General features: G+C 62.2%; 14 protein-coding genes. 5 read left to right on the top strand and 9 right to left on the bottom strand.

The genetic code is table 11. The features are described 5' to 3' along the window. Positions 1-145: 145 nt before the first annotated feature. The 7 genes from BJ122_RS19420 to queC all read right to left on the bottom strand — a co-directional run bounded on the left by BJ122_RS19420 (position 146) and on the right by queC (position 8,352). A complete protein-coding gene (locus BJ122_RS19420) occupies positions 146-430 on the bottom strand; it encodes a hypothetical protein (protein ID WP_110780293.1) in 285 nt (94 codons plus the stop codon). A 187-nt stretch (positions 431-617) separates the two neighbouring features. Beyond that, positions 618-770, bottom strand: coding sequence for a hypothetical protein (locus BJ122_RS19205; RefSeq protein WP_181418886.1), 153 nt, complete (start codon positions 768-770; stop codon positions 618-620). Between the two features lie 90 nt (positions 771-860). Further along, positions 861-2,501, bottom strand: a complete 1,641-nt coding sequence (locus tag BJ122_RS06460) for a DUF1254 domain-containing protein (RefSeq protein WP_110780324.1) — start codon at positions 2,499-2,501, stop codon at positions 861-863. A gap of 197 nt (positions 2,502-2,698) precedes the next feature. Continuing rightward, positions 2,699-4,339, bottom strand: coding sequence for a methyl-accepting chemotaxis protein (locus tag BJ122_RS06465; RefSeq protein WP_245407634.1), 1,641 nt, complete (start codon positions 4,337-4,339; stop codon positions 2,699-2,701). A gap of 328 nt (positions 4,340-4,667) precedes the next feature. Further along, positions 4,668-6,818, bottom strand: a complete 2,151-nt coding sequence (locus BJ122_RS06470) for a methyl-accepting chemotaxis protein (RefSeq protein ID WP_110780295.1) — start codon at positions 6,816-6,818, stop codon at positions 4,668-4,670. Positions 6,819-7,089: 271 nt separating this feature from the next. Next, the gene (locus BJ122_RS06475) at positions 7,090-7,407 is read right to left on the bottom strand and encodes a YdhR family protein (RefSeq protein WP_110780296.1); all 318 of its coding nucleotides are present in this window, start codon (positions 7,405-7,407) and stop codon (positions 7,090-7,092) included. A 192-nt stretch (positions 7,408-7,599) separates the two neighbouring features. Next, positions 7,600-8,352, bottom strand: a complete 753-nt coding sequence (gene queC / locus BJ122_RS06480) for a 7-cyano-7-deazaguanine synthase QueC (RefSeq protein ID WP_181418887.1) — start codon at positions 8,350-8,352, stop codon at positions 7,600-7,602. 113 nt (positions 8,353-8,465) lie between these two features. On the opposite strand from queC, the gene mazG reads away from it, so the two are divergent. The 3 genes from mazG to BJ122_RS06495 all read left to right on the top strand — a co-directional run bounded on the left by mazG (position 8,466) and on the right by BJ122_RS06495 (position 11,095). Then, the gene (gene mazG, locus BJ122_RS06485) at positions 8,466-9,284 is read left to right on the top strand and encodes a nucleoside triphosphate pyrophosphohydrolase (protein ID WP_110780298.1); all 819 of its coding nucleotides are present in this window, start codon (positions 8,466-8,468) and stop codon (positions 9,282-9,284) included. Positions 9,285-9,437: 153 nt separating this feature from the next. Continuing rightward, on the top strand, positions 9,438-10,730 hold the full coding sequence (locus BJ122_RS06490; RefSeq protein ID WP_110780299.1) for a hemolysin family protein: 1,293 nt from the start codon (positions 9,438-9,440) through the stop codon (positions 10,728-10,730). Continuing rightward, on the top strand, positions 10,727-11,095 hold the full coding sequence (locus BJ122_RS06495; RefSeq protein WP_110780300.1) for a hypothetical protein: 369 nt from the start codon (positions 10,727-10,729) through the stop codon (positions 11,093-11,095). The genes BJ122_RS06490 and BJ122_RS06495 overlap by 4 nt, the downstream gene beginning before the upstream one ends. A gap of 118 nt (positions 11,096-11,213) precedes the next feature. On the opposite strand, the gene BJ122_RS06500 is transcribed toward BJ122_RS06495, so the two are convergent. Next, on the bottom strand, positions 11,214-11,711 hold the full coding sequence (locus BJ122_RS06500; RefSeq protein ID WP_110780301.1) for a single-stranded DNA-binding protein: 498 nt from the start codon (positions 11,709-11,711) through the stop codon (positions 11,214-11,216). A 439-nt stretch (positions 11,712-12,150) separates the two neighbouring features. Between BJ122_RS06500 and BJ122_RS06505 the strand changes: the two genes are divergently transcribed. Next, the gene (locus tag BJ122_RS06505; RefSeq protein WP_110780302.1) at positions 12,151-12,882 is read left to right on the top strand and encodes an outer membrane protein; all 732 of its coding nucleotides are present in this window, start codon (positions 12,151-12,153) and stop codon (positions 12,880-12,882) included. A gap of 307 nt (positions 12,883-13,189) precedes the next feature. Beyond that, positions 13,190-16,177, top strand: a complete 2,988-nt coding sequence (gene uvrA, locus BJ122_RS06510; protein ID WP_110780303.1) for an excinuclease ABC subunit UvrA — start codon at positions 13,190-13,192, stop codon at positions 16,175-16,177. A gap of 632 nt (positions 16,178-16,809) precedes the next feature. Here the strand turns inward: uvrA and BJ122_RS06515 are convergent. Next, positions 16,810-17,643, bottom strand: a complete 834-nt coding sequence (locus BJ122_RS06515; protein ID WP_110780304.1) for a class I SAM-dependent methyltransferase — start codon at positions 17,641-17,643, stop codon at positions 16,810-16,812. Between the last annotated feature and the right edge of the window lie 160 nt (positions 17,644-17,803).

The raw sequence follows: 17,803 nt of genomic DNA on the forward strand, positions 1-17,803 counted from the left end.
ATTTATCCGGTTCAGCTCACCACCATTCCGCGGCGCTGCGGTCAAGCTCTTTTGCTGCGTGGTCACGACGCCGCTGGCGGCCGGCTGCGACGCCAGCGCCTGTTGGAGCTGTTCTGGGTCTCGGTCGTCAAGCGGCGTGCCAGCGTCAAATGCGGCCGCCATGGGTGGCGCCAGCGCGGCCCGAATGGCCCGCGAGCCGCAGCACCAGCCAGATCTGACCCGCACCCGTCCAGCGGCCGCAGCGGATTCCCTGGACGGCTCGGGCGTCGCCGAAAGCGCGTGGCGCCTGTGCCGACCCCAGGCGCCACGCGCGCCGTCGCCATGGTCCAAATCCACGCGCCGAGGTCATGGCATTGATGGCGATCACGAGGCTTGAGAGCGGCTGCGCGCGGCGCAGCCACCAGGCGCGTTGGCGGCCGACGCTGGCCATAACGCGAACGCATCGGCGCGCATCGCCAACGCCCCAAATCTCAGGAAATCCCGCTAAACCACTCCAACTCCATATGGATTTCTGTTCCATAATATACCTTATGCGATTTATGGATATCCGGTGCGGGCCGACCTGTGGCACAAGCTGTTGCGCTCCCCTTGAAGCGCAGCGAAATCCGGTGTGCGCGTTACTGGCGTTTCAATTCGCGGATCAGATTGACGAGCCGGGCATTGAGGGGTGCGAGCTGCGCCAAACGTTCAGCGTAAGTCAGCGCCGCCGGCCGCAATGTGTCGGCCAGCACGGGCGTGCCATGGCTCGCCCTGCCCCGGCTCAGGATCAAGGTAGCCTGTTGCTATCGGCAGCACGAGGCGCCGTCCTAAGACGGCGCCTCGCTTGGCACTCGCATCGCCGCGGCGGGCTGTTCCTTTTGTTACTCCTTGCTCGGCTGATCCTTGGCGGGATCGGGCGTTGCAGGTTGTGCCGCCGGCTCAGTCTTGTCGGGCTCGCTCTTTGCAGCTTCAGGCGTGGTGGCCTCAGATTTGGCCGGCTCCGGAGAAGCAGCATCGGCCTTGGCGGGCTCCGCCTGGCTGGCGTCGGCCGGCGCCGCCGGTTCTGCCTGTGCCGGCGCGGCGGGCGGCTCGGCCTTGACGATCTGCGCCGCCGGCGGCTTCCACGAGCCGTTCAGCGCCGTGGCTTCCGGCCAATAGATCCGCATCACGATATAGGCCGGACCATTGGGCGCCGGCAGCCAGTTAGCCTGCTTGTCCGGGCCCGGCGAGTCCTTCTGCAACAGCAGCGTCAGCGAACCGTCGGCGTTCTTCTTCAAGTCCGGCAGCATCGGTGAGTTGATCAGATAGCGATTGATCGGATTGTTGATCAGAAGCTGGGTCTTGCCGTCATACATGGTCACCGACCAGAACGCCTTGGCCGGCGGCAGCATCCCAGCCGGGAAGGTCAGCGCGTAGTTGTTCGCGCCAGTGTCCGGCTTCTTGCCCTCGGCGTCGGTCGCCAGCATCGGATACAGCGCCTCGGCGGCATCGTTGCCATAGATGCCAGCCATCGCCGCGGCCGCGCGCCGCGCATAATCGCCGGCATACATCGCCCGGTCGCCGAACGCGTTGCTGGCAATGCGCCAGCCGTTTTCGACCCCGCCGAGATTGTCGATCTTGGCCTTGATCTTCTCCATGCCGCTCTTGATGCCGGCTTCCAGCTCCTCTCTCTGATCCGCCGTCAGCTTGGCGACGTCGAACGGCTTGCCGGCACGAATGCCGATCCTGGCAAACCGCGCCCGCATTGGCGCCTCGACCGCGGCCGGTCCGGTCGCCGGGGCGTAGGTCAGCAGGAAGTTGAGATAGCCGAACGGGTCCTTAGCCCCGAGTTCCTTGTCGATCTTCGGCCATTTCACCGCGCTGCTGCGCGCCTTCGCCGCCCGCCCCTCGAACTGCGACAGCGGCATCGCCCGGTAGCCGGCCTGGATCTTTTTGACGTTGTCGATGTCGGCCGCGTTGAACAGCTGGGTTCGAATGAGGCCGAGCGAGAAATCGGTCTCGCTGCGAAACACGGTTTTGATAGTTTTCGGCGCCTTGCCTTTCCAGCGCGGCCCGGCGACCAGCGCGCATTGCGCGGCGTTGCCGGTGGTGCGGGTGCCCATGTAACCGTAGTTGAAGGTGTACATGTCGATCAGCTGCAGCGAAAAGTACCGTGACTGTTCAATGTCCGGATTGCAGATCACGATCGGTTCGGCGCGCAGATCCATGCCAATGAAGGAGTATGGCGTGTCGCTGTTCGGGGTCACCACAGCGGTATCAGCGGGCGTATAGACCCGCGCCGTATTGTAGAACTGATTGAAAGGCGCCTTGTATTGTGACGATGCCGTGTCGACGAATGATTCGTAGTACACGCCGTAATTCATCACCATCGGGTAGCCGTAGACGAAGGCCTCTTCCGCAATCGCTTTGACGTCGCCTTTTTGCAATTTATCGCGCGCGCTGGCGCAATCGGCACTCAACACGCCGATCGCCATCGTGGCGATCGTAACGGGCAGGATCGTCTTCATCGGTCGCAGCAGCATCGCGAAGGCCTCCCTCATTGTTAACCATGGCGGCCGTCAGCTTTTTTGCTCGCATCAGATTGTGCATTGATCTCGCGCAACCTGCATTCGCTATTCGACCCTTTCTCAATCCAGAGCTGATTACGACGTACTGCGCCGCGTGCGCCGGTCAGCGGCTCGCGCTGCGGTTCTGATCAGTATCAGAACCGCAATGCCGGTTAAGCGGCGCGCACGGTGTTGAGGAATTTGCCGACCTCGAGCTTGAGCCGGTTGCTGTCGCGCGACAGTGCCTTGGCCGCCGTCAGCACCTGGGATGATGCGGCGCCGGTGTCGGAGGCGCCATGCTGCACGTTGCAGATGTTGGCTGACACCTCGTGGGTACCGGCCGCCGCCTGCTGGACGTTGCGGGAAATCTCCTGGGTCGCCGCGCCCTGCTGCTCAATCGCCGAGGCGATGGTGGCCGCGATTTCCGACATCCTGGCAATGGTGGCGCCGATCGCCTGAATCGCATCGACCGATTCATGGGTTGCGCTCTGAATGCTGGCGATCTGCTGGCCGATGTCGCCGGTCGCCTTGCCGGTCTGCTCGGCCAGCGCCTTGACCTCGGACGCCACCACGGCAAAGCCACGCCCCGCCTCGCCGGCGCGCGCCGCCTCAATGGTGGCGTTGAGCGCCAACAGATTGGTCTGGCCGGCAATGGTGTTGATCAGTTCGACCACATCGCCGATCCGGCTGGCGGCCTTCGCCAGTTCGCTGACCCGCTCATTGGTGTGGCGGGCCTGTTCGACCGCCTCGCCGGCGATCCGCGCCGAGCTTTGTACCTGGCGGCTGATCTCGGTGATCGACGACGACATCTCTTCGGTGGCCGACGCGACCGATTGCACATTGGTGGAGGCTTCTTCCGAAGCCGCGGCCACCACGGTCGCCAACGATTGAGAGCGGTCCGCGGTGGTCGCCAGCGTATCGGCCGAGGCCTCGAGCTCGGTCGATGCCGATGACACCGTTTCGATGATCTCACCGATCGCCGCTTCGAAATCGTCAGCCATGCGGTGCATGGCGGCCTTGCGTTGCTCGGCGCCGACCCGCTGTTGCTCAGCGACCATGTCGGCTTCGTGGCGTGCGGCTTTTTCAGAGTTCTCACGGATCTTGACGACATTGGTCGCCATGTCGCCGATCTCGTCGTTGCGGTCCGCACCCGGGATCGCGACCTTGAGGTCGCCGGCCGCCATCTTGGCGAGCGCACCGTTCAGACCCGCGAGCCCGGCGGCGATCCGCAAGGCCACGAACAACACCGCGATGATGCCGAGCGCGATCGAGATCGAAGCCAGCACAATGGTGTTGGACCAAGCCGATTGATAGCTGTTTTGGGCGTCCTGGGTTGCCGCGTTGGCTCCCTGGTCATTCTGCGCGACCGCCTGATCGATGACCTTCAGCACCACGTCGAAGGCCGGCCGCGCGGCGGCGTCATCGGCCCTGAGCAAGTCACCCGACTGTCCTGACAGCGCCAATTCGGACATCTGGCGCTGCAGCGCCAGATAGGTGAACCATTTCGCGCTCAGTTCGTCGAACATGCGCCGAGCGGTCGGATCGGTGATGCGCTGCTCATATTTCCGGATGGTATCGGCCGCCTGGCCGGCGCGCATTTCCTGATTGGCTACCAGTTCCTTGCGATAGGCCGGATCGGTGGCGAGCAAGACGCGCAGGCTGGCCACGCGATAACGAACCATAGTGTATTTCACTTCGCCGAGCTGACGCACCGCCGGCAGCCATCGGCCATTGACGTCTTCCATCTTGCTGTTGATCGCACCGAGCTTAGTCAGCGCCATCCAGCTCTGGCCCATCAGCAACAACAACAGCATGAAAACAATGGTAATTAGACAAAACTTCAGTGTCACGCGCACGACTGCCCCCTATTGCAATCGACCAATCCGAAAACTCACAGCGCGCTGCCGGTGGTCATGGTCGCGCGATCTGACGGACAACGGCCATCAGACGAACAGCGTCAGGGTGCGTCGCAAAAATTTCTGATCAGTTGAGACCGCAGCTAGGGGAACTACCAGTTGAGCGAAAATCGTAGCGCACGGCGCCGCTCAGCGGCATAACCGTTTGCGGGCAGCAGAATGCAACAGCCCAGGCGCGGTGCCGCGCCTGGGCTCGCCGGTTTTCGTGATCAGCCGCGGGACTAGACTAAGCGGCGCGCACCGTATCTAGGAACTTGGTGACTTCGCGCCTCAGGTTGTTGCTTTCCCGAGCGAGAGACCGGGCGGCCGATAGCAGCTGCGTGGAAGCCGATCCGGTCTCGCTGGCACCACGTTGCACATCGCTGATGTTGCTGGTGACCTCAATGGTGCCCTGCGCCGCCTGATGGACGTTTTGAGAGATTTCGCGGGTGGCCGCGCCCTGCTGCTCGACCGCCGAGGCGATGGTCGAGGAAATCTGCGACAGTTGCCCAATGGTGTCGCCGATCTCCTTGATCGCTGCGACCGACTCCTGGGTCGCGGTCTGAATCCCGGCGATCTGCTGGCCGATTTCTTCAGTGGCCTTGGCGGTCTGCTCGGCCAGCGCCTTGACCTCGGAGGCCACCACCGCAAAGCCCCGCCCCGCCTCGCCGGCGCGCGCGGCTTCAATGGTGGCGTTCAGCGCCAGCAGATTGGTCTGGCCGGCGATGTCATTGATCAGCTCGACCACCGCGCCGATCCGGGTCGCAGCGCTCGACAGTTCGCTGACCCGATCGTTGGTGGTGCGCGCCTGTTGCACCGCCGCGTTGGCGATCTTGGCCGAGTCCTGGACCTGCCGGCTGATTTCGTCGACCGACGATGCCATCTGCTCGGTGGCGGAAGCAACCGACTGCACATTGGCGGTGGCATCGCCCGAAGCAGTCGCCACGATATGGGTGAGCTGCTGCGTGCGTTCGGCCGTTGCGGTCAGGGTGCCGGCAGAATGCTCAAGCTCGGTGGAGGCGGCCGATACCGCATTGATCATCTCGCCGACCGCCGTCTCGAAATCGCCAGCCAGCTTGTGCATTTCGGCGCGCCGATCGGCGGTGATGCGCCGCTCGGTCTCGATCTGCACTTCGCGATCGAATCCGAGCTTGGCCTGCATCGCCTGGATGTTGCGCAGCGCCGTACCGATCTCGTCGTCACGCTTGATCAGGATACGGCTGTTGAAATTGCCGCGTGCAATGGCGTCCATCGCGGTATTGAGCCGACCGAGCGGCCGCAAGGTCGCCTGGATGGTACGCAGGCCGAGCCAGCCACCATAGCCGAGGGCAACCAGCAGCAGCGACACCACGATCGCCAGCACCACATAATAACTCCGCTGCTCGCTCTCGTAGTCGGCCTTGGCTTCATTGACATAGACAGCGACCAGCTTGTCGAGATCGCGCCTGGCGGCCTGCAGTTGCTCGGAAACCTGACCGGCCAGCAATTCTGACAGCTCGTCATATTTGGCAGAGAGCAGCATCTCCAGTCCGGTTCGCCCGCCCTTGTCGAGATAGTCGGACAGTCTGCGTCCAACCTCCTCGGCGGCCGCTTTCTCATCCGGGGTACGCACCTGGGCGCCAAACGTCGACCAAGCCCGGTTGGTGACATCGATGTTGTCGCGCAGCCGGCGGACCGCTTCGTCAGTCGGGCGGTTGGCCCGCGCGTTCGACAACGCTTCGTACATCAGCAGCGTTGAGGCCTTGAGGCCCTCCTCGACCTCGAACAACTGCGCCAGCGGTAGCGTGCGATGTTCATAGATCGACTGCACCATGCCGTTGCTGGATTGGGTGGCCATCATGCCGGTGAGGCTGATCATGGTCATGAACATCACCAGCACCGTCACCAGCGTGGTGAGCCGCGCTTTCAAGGTGCCGGTGAAGAACGACAGACGATCGAATACGGTCTTGCGCCGGATGATGCCGTCCGCGATCACGAAATCCTTGCAGGTCTTGTTGCGAAGCTGGGCATAGACCAGTTCGGCCTGCTGACGCAGTTCAGGCGCGAGCTTGGAACGGATCGACATGTAGCCGGTAAGCACGCCATTTTCCCAGATCGGACTGGCGCTCGCCATCACCCAATAATAGTCACCGTTCTTGCAGCGGTTCTTGACCGCGCCATACCACGGCCGGCCAGCCTTCAGCGTCGCCCACAGGTTCTCGAAGGCCTCAACCGGCATGTCCGGGTGCCGCACGATGTTGTGCGGCTGTCCCATCAGCTCTTCCTCAGTGAATCCGGATGCCTCCAGAAACGCCTGATTGAAATATGTGAGGCGCCCCTTCGGATCAGTCTTGGATACGATCAGGCAATCGTCGCTCAGCTTATACTCGACGTTGGTGACCGGCAGGTTGTTACGCATCCGACTGTCCTCGTTTCTTGGCCTCTTGATAATGGCTGCGGAGCAATCGGCTGTGCGCTTGACCATCACGAAGCTGAGGCGATCAGCATCCGGAGCCACGCTGCGAGCAAGCAGCGGCGTCGGTCGGGCGCTGCCAGATGCGCAGCACGGCAAAACTAAGTGCCGCGGCTGATCTGATCCTTAATCTGGCAGCGCGTAGGACTACGGGGATTTCTTCGCCTAGCGAATGGACAGCGGAATCATGACCCGCTGCGATCGCAATCGTCGCTTTTCACTCTGCCGCGGCGATGTCAGCGCAATTGGCATTATCAACCACTACAGGACTTTCGAACCAATCGATCGACGGCGGCACGCCATAGAGTTTTTCGACGAACGCCCGCCATTCGCCGCTGTAGACTTTCTCGGCGGCTTCGCGGCTGTCCCAGAAATACACCCCGCCTGCGGTCATGCCGTCTTCAGAGCGGATGTAATATTTGCGGATCAGTCCCGGCAGATTCCGATATTTCGGCGCGCTGCTTTGGAAGCGGCGTTTCGCCTCGTCGAGTGACAGCGGTTGCGCAACACGGAATTGGACGACGGTGGTGATCATCGAAGCCTCCCTGGACGCTTCTATTGGCGCGCATCGGACGGCGCGCTTGGGGCCATTGCGGCCCAATCGAGCCGGACGCGGCGCCAGAGCCCGATCAGCCTGTTGTTATGATGGCAACGACCAAATGCGCCGGCAAGCGCTGGCGACCAACTCGACGTGGATAGCGGCGCAAAGCCGCGGATCGCCCGCCGATCAGTGCCCGCCGGAGCTCTGCTGCTTGGCAGCAAACTCCTGCCAGCCCCGGGCGCGCAGCCGGCACGCGGGGCATTCGCCGCAGCCATAGCCCCAATCATGGCGGGCGCCACGCTCGCCGAGATAACAGGTGTGGGAATGCTCGCGGATCAGATCGACCAGGCCGTCGCCGCCGAGCTCTTGTGCCAGCGCCCAGGTCTCGGCCTTATCGCGCCACATCAACGGCGTGTGCAGCGCGAAATTCTTGTCCATGCCGAGGTTGATGGCGGTTTGCAGCGCCTTGATGGTGGCGTCGCGGCAATCGGGATAGCCGGAATAATCGGTCTCGCACATGCCGCCAACAATCGCACCAATGCCGCGGCGATAAGCCAGCGCTGCCGCGAAGGTCAGGAAGATCAGATTGCGGCCGGGCACAAAGGTATTGGGCAGGCCATCGGCCCCCATGGTGATGGCAACATCGCGGGTCAGCGCGGTGTCGGAGATCGACGCCAGGGTCGGAACCGACAAAGTGCGCGCTTCGCCGAGCTTGGCGGCCCAGCCGGGCTGCAATGCCTTGATCCCGTCGATCAGATGCTGCCGGCTCTCCAGTTCGACCAGATGGCGCTGGCCATAATCGAAGCCCAGGGTCTCGACATGGGTGAACCGTTGCAGCGCCCACGCCAGGCAGGTCGCCGAATCTTGTCCGCCCGAAAACAACACCAGCGCCTTTTCGGCGCCGCTGCCGGCGGTCTCGTTGTGCTCTCGATTGTTCATCGCCGACCGCAATAGCACTGCTGCGCCGCTGCGCCAAACTGGCGCTGGCATTTTCGCTGGGGTTTGCCGCCGCGCTGCGGCATAGAGGGGGCTGCTAACGAAGAGTGCCCGCCATGAAGCCATCCCGTGACATTACCCGCCTGATCGAGATCATGGCCGCGCTGCGCACCCCCGGCACCGGTTGCCCATGGGATCTCGAGCAGAATTTTGCGACGATCGCGCCCTACACCATCGAAGAAGCCTATGAGGTGGCCGAGGCCATCACCCGCAACGATCTCGACGATCTGCGTGACGAATTGGGCGACCTGCTACTGCAGGTGGTGTTTCATTCCAGAATGGCGGAGGAACAAGGCGCGTTCGTGTTCGGCGACGTGGTCGAAGCGATCTGTCGCAAGATGATCCGCCGCCATCCCCACGTCTTCGCAGACCCCGACAATCGCGAAGCCGATCCGGCCGGCGCCCAGGTCACCTGGCATCGCATCAAGGCCGAGGAAAAGGCCGAGCGCGCCGCGCGCCGCGCCCAGCCCGAGGTGGAGGCGTCGTCCCTGCTCGCCGAGGTCAAACCCGGCCAGCCGGCCCTGACCCGGGCCATGGAACTACAGCGCAAAGCTTCGACCGTCGGTTTTGACTGGAACGACCCACGCGCCGTGCTGGCCAAGATCCGCGAGGAGATCGATGAAGTCGAGGCGGCGCTCAATGAAGGCGACAACGCCGCCGCCCATGAAGAGACCGGCGATCTGATGTTCGCGCTGGTCAATCTGGCGCGCCATGTCGGCGCCGATCCGGAGACCGCGCTGCGCGCCACCAATGCCAAGTTCGAGCGGCGCTTTGGCTATATCGAGCGGGCGCTGGCCGCCGAGGGCCGCGACTGCCGTTCCGCCACGCTGGCGGAAATGGATAAGCTCTGGACCCAGGCCAAGCGCGAAGAATAAAATCCATTTTTGTTCAATACTTTCAATAATTATTCTAATCTAAAAACTGAACTAGAGGGACGGCTCTGCACAATCGGGCAGTTACGTTTCCGAGCCGCCATACCTACATATTAGGAGTCCGCATCGGAGATTGAGGGGGTCGGCGCAAGCGCCATGTTGTCGCTGGAATTCGCGATTGTCATCGTACTGATCGTCATCAATGGATTGCTGGCGATGTCAGAGCTGGCCATCGTTTCATCACGGCCGTCGCGACTGGCGGTGATGATGCAGAAGAATGTGCGCGGCGCCAGCCAGGCGCTGGCGCTGGCCTCTGATCCCGGCCGCTTCCTGTCCACGGTGCAGATCGGCATCACGCTGGTCGGCGTGCTGTCCGGCGCCTTTTCAGGCGCGACGCTCGGCTTGCGGCTAAACGACTGGTTTCGCGAACAGGGCGTGCCGGGCGCCGACCTGCTCGGCGTCGGGCTGGTGGTGACGCTGATCACTTATGCCACGCTGATTGTCGGCGAGCTGGTGCCGAAACAGCTGGCGCTGCGCAATCCGGAAGTCGCCGCGGTCAAAGTCGCGCCGGCGATGACGCTGCTCGCCAAGCTGTCGATGCCGCTGGTCTTCATCCTCGACTGGTCCGGCAAGGGCATTTTGCGGCTGCTCGGCAAGGATGGTGAGGCCGAAGACAAGGTTTCCGAGGAAGAGATTCACTCGCTGGTGCGCGAGGCGGAGACCGCCGGGGTGCTGGAACCGGGCGAGAAGGAAATGATCGCCGGCGTGATGCGGCTCGGCGACCGCCCAGTCGGTGCGGTGATGACGCCGCGGCCGGACGTCGAACTGATCGATCTCAACGATCCGTGGGACACGGTGCGAGAGGCGCTACTCAACACCCCCCATTCCCGTCTGCCGGTCACGGACGGCAATCGCGACGATCCGATCGGCATCATTCAAGCCAAGGACGTGCTGACCGCCTATTTGCGCGGCGACAGACCGGAGCTACGCAGCCTGGTGCGGGCCGCGCCGGTGATCCCCTCCTCGGCCGACGCCCGCGACGCGCTGGCGATGCTGCGCAAGTCGACGGTGCATCTCGGCCTAGTCTATGACGAGTATGGCGCGTTCGAGGGCGTGGTCACCACGGCCGACATCCTGGAATCGATCGTCGGCGCCTTCAATTCGGAGCAAGGACCGCCGGAACCGGCTTTCGTGCGCCGCAACGATGGCAGCTATCTGATCGCCGGCTGGATGCCGGTCGACGAGGTCGGCGACCTGCTGAAAGTGCCGCTGCCCGAGCATCGCGATTTTCATACTGTCGCCGGGCTGGTGCTGCATCATTATGGCGCGTTGCCGGAGGTCGGCGATCATTTCGACTTCCAAGATTGGCGCTTTGAAGTGCTTGATCTGGACGGACGACGCATCGACAAGATCCTGGCAACCAAGCGTGAAGCGGAGGCTGTGACATGACCAGCGCTCACTCGGCGAACCAGCGCGACGCAGCAGCACGCGCTTTGACCGCGATCCGCGCGGTGCACACCGCGCTGTGGCTGTTTTTCGCCAGCTCGATCATCGGCGTGCTGATCGCGATCCCGCTCGGCGCGCTGCAGGCCGCGCTCTGGATGAGCCTGTTCGTCTGGGCCGAACTGGCGGTGCTGCTGCTCAATCGCATGCGCTGCCCGCTGACGATCGCGGCGGCGCGTTACACCGACGACCGTTCCGCCAATTTCGACATCTGGCTGCCGGCCTGGGTGGCGCGGCGCAGCCGCTTGGTTTTTGCGGTGCTGTTTACGCTGTCGCAACTGTGGCTGGCGGCCGTGCTGTTGCTGCCGTAACAAACGAAAGCAGCGGCCGCTCAATTCGAGGGCCGCTGCTGGAGCATTTTAGGGCTCAGTGAGCGCCCCGCCGTTCGGTGCGGAAAGCCGCGCCCGAGTCTTTCTCAGATCACCGCTCTCAGAACGGAATGTCGTCGTCCATGTCATGGCGACCGCCGGCCGGCGGCGCCGGAGCGCGGCGCGGCGCGCTCGACGGACCGCTCGAGCCGAAATCACCGCCCATCGAATCATCGGCGCCGTAACCGCCACCGCCACCGCCGCCGCTGCGGCCATCAAGCATGGTCAGCACCGAGTTGAAGTTCTGCAGCACGACTTCGGTGGTGTACTTCTCGGCGCCGCTCTGGTCGGTCCATTTGCGGGTCTGCAACTGGCCCTCAATATAGACCTTGGCGCCCTTCTTCAGATATTGCTCGGCGATCCGGCACAGCCCTTCGTTAAAAATCACCACGCGATGCCATTCGGTGCGCTCTTTGCGTTCGCCGGAATTCTTGTCGCGCCACGTTTCCGAGGTGGCGACGCGCAGGTTCGCGATCGGGCGACCGTCCTGCGTGCGCTTGATCTCGGGGTCCGCGCCGAGATTGCCGATCAGAATCACCTTGTTTACGCTGCCAGCCATCTCGCTGATCTCCCCTGCTAAATCGCCGAAAACGCCGGCCTCACATCCGATTCGCGATCTGCCCGCGGCGCAAGCGAGCTTGATCCCGATCGCTAAGGCTATACGCCGTCAGCCGATGGCTGCGGCAGTCCCTGCGGCGCTTATCCACACAGCGATTATGTTCGATGTTTGTTCCTTTGAGAAGGTGCAATTGCGTGCCGGAAGGAGTTAGTTAGCGCGGCTTTTGCATCGCCTGGCGAACGAACCTCGTAAAGTTCCGCAGTCGGGATTTTTCTCAACCATTACACGGGCTTCTCCCCGGGCAGTTCCTGGGTGACTGTTGCTTTTGGGTGACGGATTTTTCAATCAACTTGGCTATAGTCGGCACCATAGGTTGTGGCGCTCGCGCTGAAGTGCCTCCAGGATCATCCCGGTGGCCGTTGGATTGGGGAGATTTGAAATGAAGAAATTTCTGCTCGGTACGGTTGGCGTGATGGCTCTGGGCCTGGCTCCGGCGATGGCGGCTGATCTGCCGGCCCGCGCTTACACCAAGGCTCCGCCGGTGATCGCCGCGGTTTATGATTGGTCGGGTTTCTACATCGGTGCCAACGCCGGTTGGGGTTCGATGCGCGACAGCTGGAACGGCTTCGGCCTCGATTTAGGTAATCATGACTCGACCGGCGCGGTGGCTGGTGGTCAGATCGGCTATCGCTGGCAGGCCGCGAACTGGGTGTTCGGCCTGGAAGCGCAGGGCAACTGGGCTGATCTGAGCGGCAGCCATGTTGACTACAACTGGCTCCCCGCATGGACTGAACATTCCAAACTGACTGCCTTTGGCCTGTTCACTGGTCAGGTCGGCTACGCTTGGAATAACGCTCTGCTTTACGTCAAGGGCGGCGCCGCGGTAACGAGTTCGAAATACGATTTCACCGTTGGCGCTCCTGTAAATTTGGTGGCGTCGACCAACGATCAAACCCGCTGGGGCGGAACGGTGGGAGTCGGCTTTGAATATGGTTTTGCACCGAATTGGTCGGTCGGCGTCGAGTATGATCATATTTTTATCAGCCGTTTCGACGCAGATTTCTATAATAATGGGCTTGTGTTGGCTACCAACCGCGTCGGCGGCGACGTCGATCTCGTGACCGCCCGCCTCAACTATCGCTGGGGTGGCCCGGTGGTGGCGCGCTACTAAGCGCTCGCCCGACCCACAGCTTCGTGACGAAAGGCCGGCCTCGTGCCGGCCTTTTGCTTTTGTGTGGGCTCGCCTGCCTGACGTTTCGCCATACGCGGCCAGCCGTCTCGTTCACCGGCGCCCGGGCCGCCTGATCGCTGCGCACATCTCGGGAACGGCGATAATCGGTTGATGACGTCACTCTGATACTGGAAAAACACCTGCGTTCTTCCTATGTTCGCACCGCGCCGCTCTGCCCCGCGCGGTGGCGTCCTGTTTTTGCCGGTGTCGCCCTGTGCGTCCGGAACAGCCCAGTCCGGGAAAGCTTATGGATGAAGTGATCAAGGCCCGACGCCAGCAGGCCGCCTCGAGCAGCCGCGCCATCACCATTCGCGGTGCCCGCGAACACAATCTGAAAAACGTCGATCTGACGATCCCGCGCGACAAATTGGTGGTGTTCACCGGGCTGTCCGGCTCGGGCAAGTCGTCGCTCGCCTTCGACACCATCTATGCCGAGGGCCAGCGCCGCTATGTCGAATCGCTGTCGGCCTACGCCCGGCAGTTTTTGGAGATGATGCAGAAGCCGGACGTCGACCAGATCGACGGGCTGTCGCCGGCGATCTCGATCGAGCAGAAGACCACTTCCAAAAACCCGCGCTCCACGGTCGGCACCGTCACCGAAATCTATGACTATATGCGGCTCTTGTGGGCCCGCGTTGGCGTGCCCTATTCGCCCGCCACCGGCCTGCCGATCGAGAGCCAGACCGTGTCGCAGATGGTCGACCGCGTTCTGGCGCTGCCGGAAGGCACAAGGCTCTATCTGCTGGCGCCAGTGGTGCGCGGCCGCAAGGGCGAGTACCGCAAGGAACTGGCCGACTGGCTGAAAAAGGGCTTTCAGCGCGTCAAGATCGACGGCACCTTTCACGAGTTGGCCGAAGTGCCGCCGCTCGACAAAAAGATCCCGCACGACATCGACGTAGTGGTCGATCGCATCGTGGTGCGTCCCGATCTTGGCCAGCGCCTGGCCGAAAGTTTTGAGACCGCACTAAAACTGGCCGAAGGCTTGGCGGTGGTCGAGTTCGCCGATTCGCCGAATGCGCCGGCGGGCGAAGCGAACACGGCGGCTACCAGTGGTAAAGACAAGAAGACCGCCAAGATTCACGACAAGAGCGGCCCGGAGCGGCTGCTGTTCTCCGAAAAATTCGCCTGCCCGGTGTCCGGCTTCACCATTCCGGAAATCGAGCCGCGGCTGTTCTCGTTCAACAATCCCTATGGTGCTTGCCCCGAATGCGGCGGCCTCGGCATCGAGCAGCATGTCGACGCCGATCTGGTGATTCCCGACAAGGAGCTCAGCCTGCGCAAGGGCGCGATCGCGCCCTGGGCCAAATCGTCCTCGCCCTATTATCTGCAAACGCTGACCGCGCTCGGCAAGCACTACAAGTTTTCGCTCGATGCCAAGTGGAAGGAGCTGCCGAAGAAGGCGCAGAACGCGATTCTGTATGGCTCCGGCGACGACGAGATCAAATTCTCCTACGAAGACGGCGTGCGTTCCTACGACACCAAGAAGCCGTTCGAGGGCGTGATCACCAACATCCAGCGCCGCTTCCGCGAGACCGAAAGCGAATGGGCGCGCGAGGAGCTTGGCAAGTACTTCTCTGACGTGCCCTGCGCGGCCTGTCATGGTCACCGGCTGAAACCGGAGGCGTTGTGCGTCAAGGTCGGCGCCAAACATATCGGCGAGATCGCCGAGCTGTCGGTGAAAGCCGCCGGCGAGTGGTTCGCCAGCGTGCCCGATGCGCTCAACAAGCAGCAGAACGAAATCGCCGCGCGCATTCTGAAAGAGATCCGCGAGCGGCTGACCTTTCTGCTCGACGTCGGCCTCAACTATCTGACGCTGGCACGCGCCTCCGGCACGCTGTCCGGCGGCGAAAGCCAGCGCATCCGCCTCGCCTCGCAGATCGGCTCCGGCCTGACCGGCGTGCTCTATGTGCTGGACGAGCCGTCGATCGGTCTGCATCAGCGCGACAATGCCCGGCTGCTCGATACACTCAAGCGGCTGCGCGACCTCGGCAACACCGTGATCGTGGTCGAGCATGACGAAGACGCCATCATGCTCGCCGACCATGTGGTCGATGTTGGCCCCGGCGCCGGCATGCATGGCGGCCGCATCGTCGCCCAGGGCACGCCCGCCGAGGTGATGGCCAATCCGAAATCGCTGACCGGCAAATATCTTACCGGCGAAAAATTCGTGCCGGTGCCTGAGCGCCGGCCGCCGAACCATCGGCGCACGCTCAAAGTGGTCAACGCCCGCGGCAATAATCTCAAAAACGTCTCGGCCGAAATCCCGCTCGGGCTGTTCACCTGCGTGACCGGCGTGTCCGGCGGCGGCAAGTCCACGCTGCTGATCGACACGCTGTACCGCGCCCTCGCCCGCAAGCTGAACAACGCCAGCGAAGCCGCCGCGCCGCATGACCGGATCGAGGGTCTGGAGCATATCGACAAGATCATCGACATCGATCAGTCGCCGATCGGCCGTACGCCGCGCAGCAATCCCGCGACCTATACTGGCGCTTTCACGCCGATCCGCGAGTGGTTTGCCGGGCTGCCGGAATCCAAGGCGCGCGGCTATGAGCCCGGCCGGTTCTCGTTCAACGTCAAGGGCGGCCGCTGCGAAGCCTGCCAGGGCGACGGCGTCATCAAGATCGAGATGCACTTTTTGCCCGACGTGTACGTCACCTGCGACGTCTGCAAGGGCAAGCGCTACAATCGCGAAACGCTGGAAGTGCTGTTCAAGGGCAAGTCGATCGCCGACGTGCTCGACATGACGGTCGAGGAAGCCGCCGAATTTTTTAAGGCGGTGCCGCGGGTGCGCGAAACGTTCAAAACGCTGCAGCGCGTCGGTCTCGACTACATCCGCGTCGGCCAGCAGGCGACCACGCTGTCGGGCGGCGAAGCGCAGCGCGTCAAGCTGGCCAAGGAGCTCAGCAAGCGCGCCACCGGGCGCACGCTCTATATTCTGGACGAGCCGACCACTGGCCTGCATTTCCACGACGTCGCCAAACTGCTCGAGGTGCTGCACGAGTTGGTGGCGCAGGGTAACAGCGTGGTGGTGATCGAGCATAATCTCGAAGTGATCAAGACCGCCGACTGGGTGATCGATCTTGGTCCGGAAGGCGGCGACGGCGGCGGCGAAATCGTCGCCTGGGGCCCACCGGAAGATATCGTCAAAGCCCCGCGCAGCTACACCGGCAAATTCCTAAAGCCAGTACTTGAGAAGAAGCATCCGGCGCCGACAAAGAAACGAAGCGCGGAGTAGGCGTCGCTGCGTTTTCTGGGCTTAGCGCGTAGGATGGGTTGAGCGCTTGCGAAACCCATCTCTTTCGTTCGTGGGTTTCGCTGCGCTCAACCCACGCCACGAGCTTCATGCAGTGGCGTAGCCCAGATGAAGCGCAGCGCAATCCGGGACGGCGGCTGATCACTGGGGATGCTCTCACCAGGCGAGGTGCTCAGTTGAGCGCGTAGGATGGGTTGAGCGCTTGCGAAACCCATCTCTTTTCGTTCGTGGGTTTCGCTGCGCTCAACCCACGCTACGAGCTTCATGCAGTGGTGTAGCCCAGATGAAGCGCAGCGCAATCCGGAACGGCGGCTGATCACTGGGGATGCTCTCACCAGGCGAGGTGCTCGGGTGAGGCTCAGGTTCGAGATCTGCCTTCCAGACCGCATCATTTGGCTCTGAAGCAGCGCGTAGGATGGGTTGAGCGCTTGCGAAACCCATCTCTTTTCGTTCGTGGGTTTCGCTGCGCTCAACCCACGCTACGAGCTTCATGCAGTGGTGTAGCCCAGATGAAGCGCAGCGCAATCCGGAACGGCGGCTGATCACTGGGGATGCTCTCACCAGGCGAGGTGCTCGGTTGAGACGCAGGTTCGAGATCTGCCTTCAAGACCGCATCATTTGGCTCTGAAGCAGAACAAGAACAGCGAATCCATAAAAACGACGGGCTCACGCATACAAGAAATCCGCTTCGCAAGCTCGCGACCATCATTCCATTTCCGACGATCGATCCCTCCTATACGCGCGTAGTTGAAATTCTCCTCGGTGTACTCAGAGGTCAGGTCGTCATTCGTCAAAGCTTCGATGGTCTTTGGATTCTTGAAGCAGAGGATGTCGTCGCGATCCACCCCACAGCTTTCAATGATCCCCTTCAGACGCAAGGCAATGTCGAAATCTAAGCCGTCACGATCACGGATGCCCTTGTGATAGGCCATCCAAATCTCGACAAGGAGCGCGACCTCATGTGGCTCAAGGCAGGCCATAGCCGCGCCGAGTTGCGCCCTGTTGAGAGCATTAGCGGGTTCAGCCAACACGACAATTCCGCCGGGCTTCGCGAGACGAACCATTTCGCGCACCAACGCTGCTGGATCGTTCAGATGGAGCGCCAAGGTCTGACACGTAACGAGATCAAAGCTATTCGCGGGGAGCCGAGTGTCTGTTGCATCTGCTTCGACTAGCTCCAGTCGTGCAACCAATCCGGCGAGAGATTTGTTGCGACGAAGAACGTCAATCCATCCGGGATCTGAGTCGAGCGCAACGACCGCGGTCCTATTCCAAGGAAGCGCCTGGGCAAGAGCCTGCGTCCAATGTCCTGCACCGGCACCAAGGTCACAAACGGTCTTCGCATGAGCGAATCCATGCGAACTGGCGATGTGTTGTAGCCAGACAGGATCCCACCAGTCCAAACGGCTTTGATCGATATATTGCACCGAGTGCATTTCGGTCGCCATCCGCTGTGATCGCTAAATCTGTTTGATCCTAACAATCACAATTAGATCGCATGTATTCGCGTTTTGTGGAATGCGATCTAAATTCGTGATCCCAAGGGGATATGCTAGCCCGGATGAAGCGCAGCGTAATCCGGGTCACGGTTCGCAGCGAAATGACCTG

Origin of the sequence: Rhodopseudomonas faecalis, assembly GCF_003217325.1 — a bacterium.
Lineage (GTDB): Bacteria > Pseudomonadota > Alphaproteobacteria > Rhizobiales > Xanthobacteraceae > Rhodopseudomonas > Rhodopseudomonas faecalis.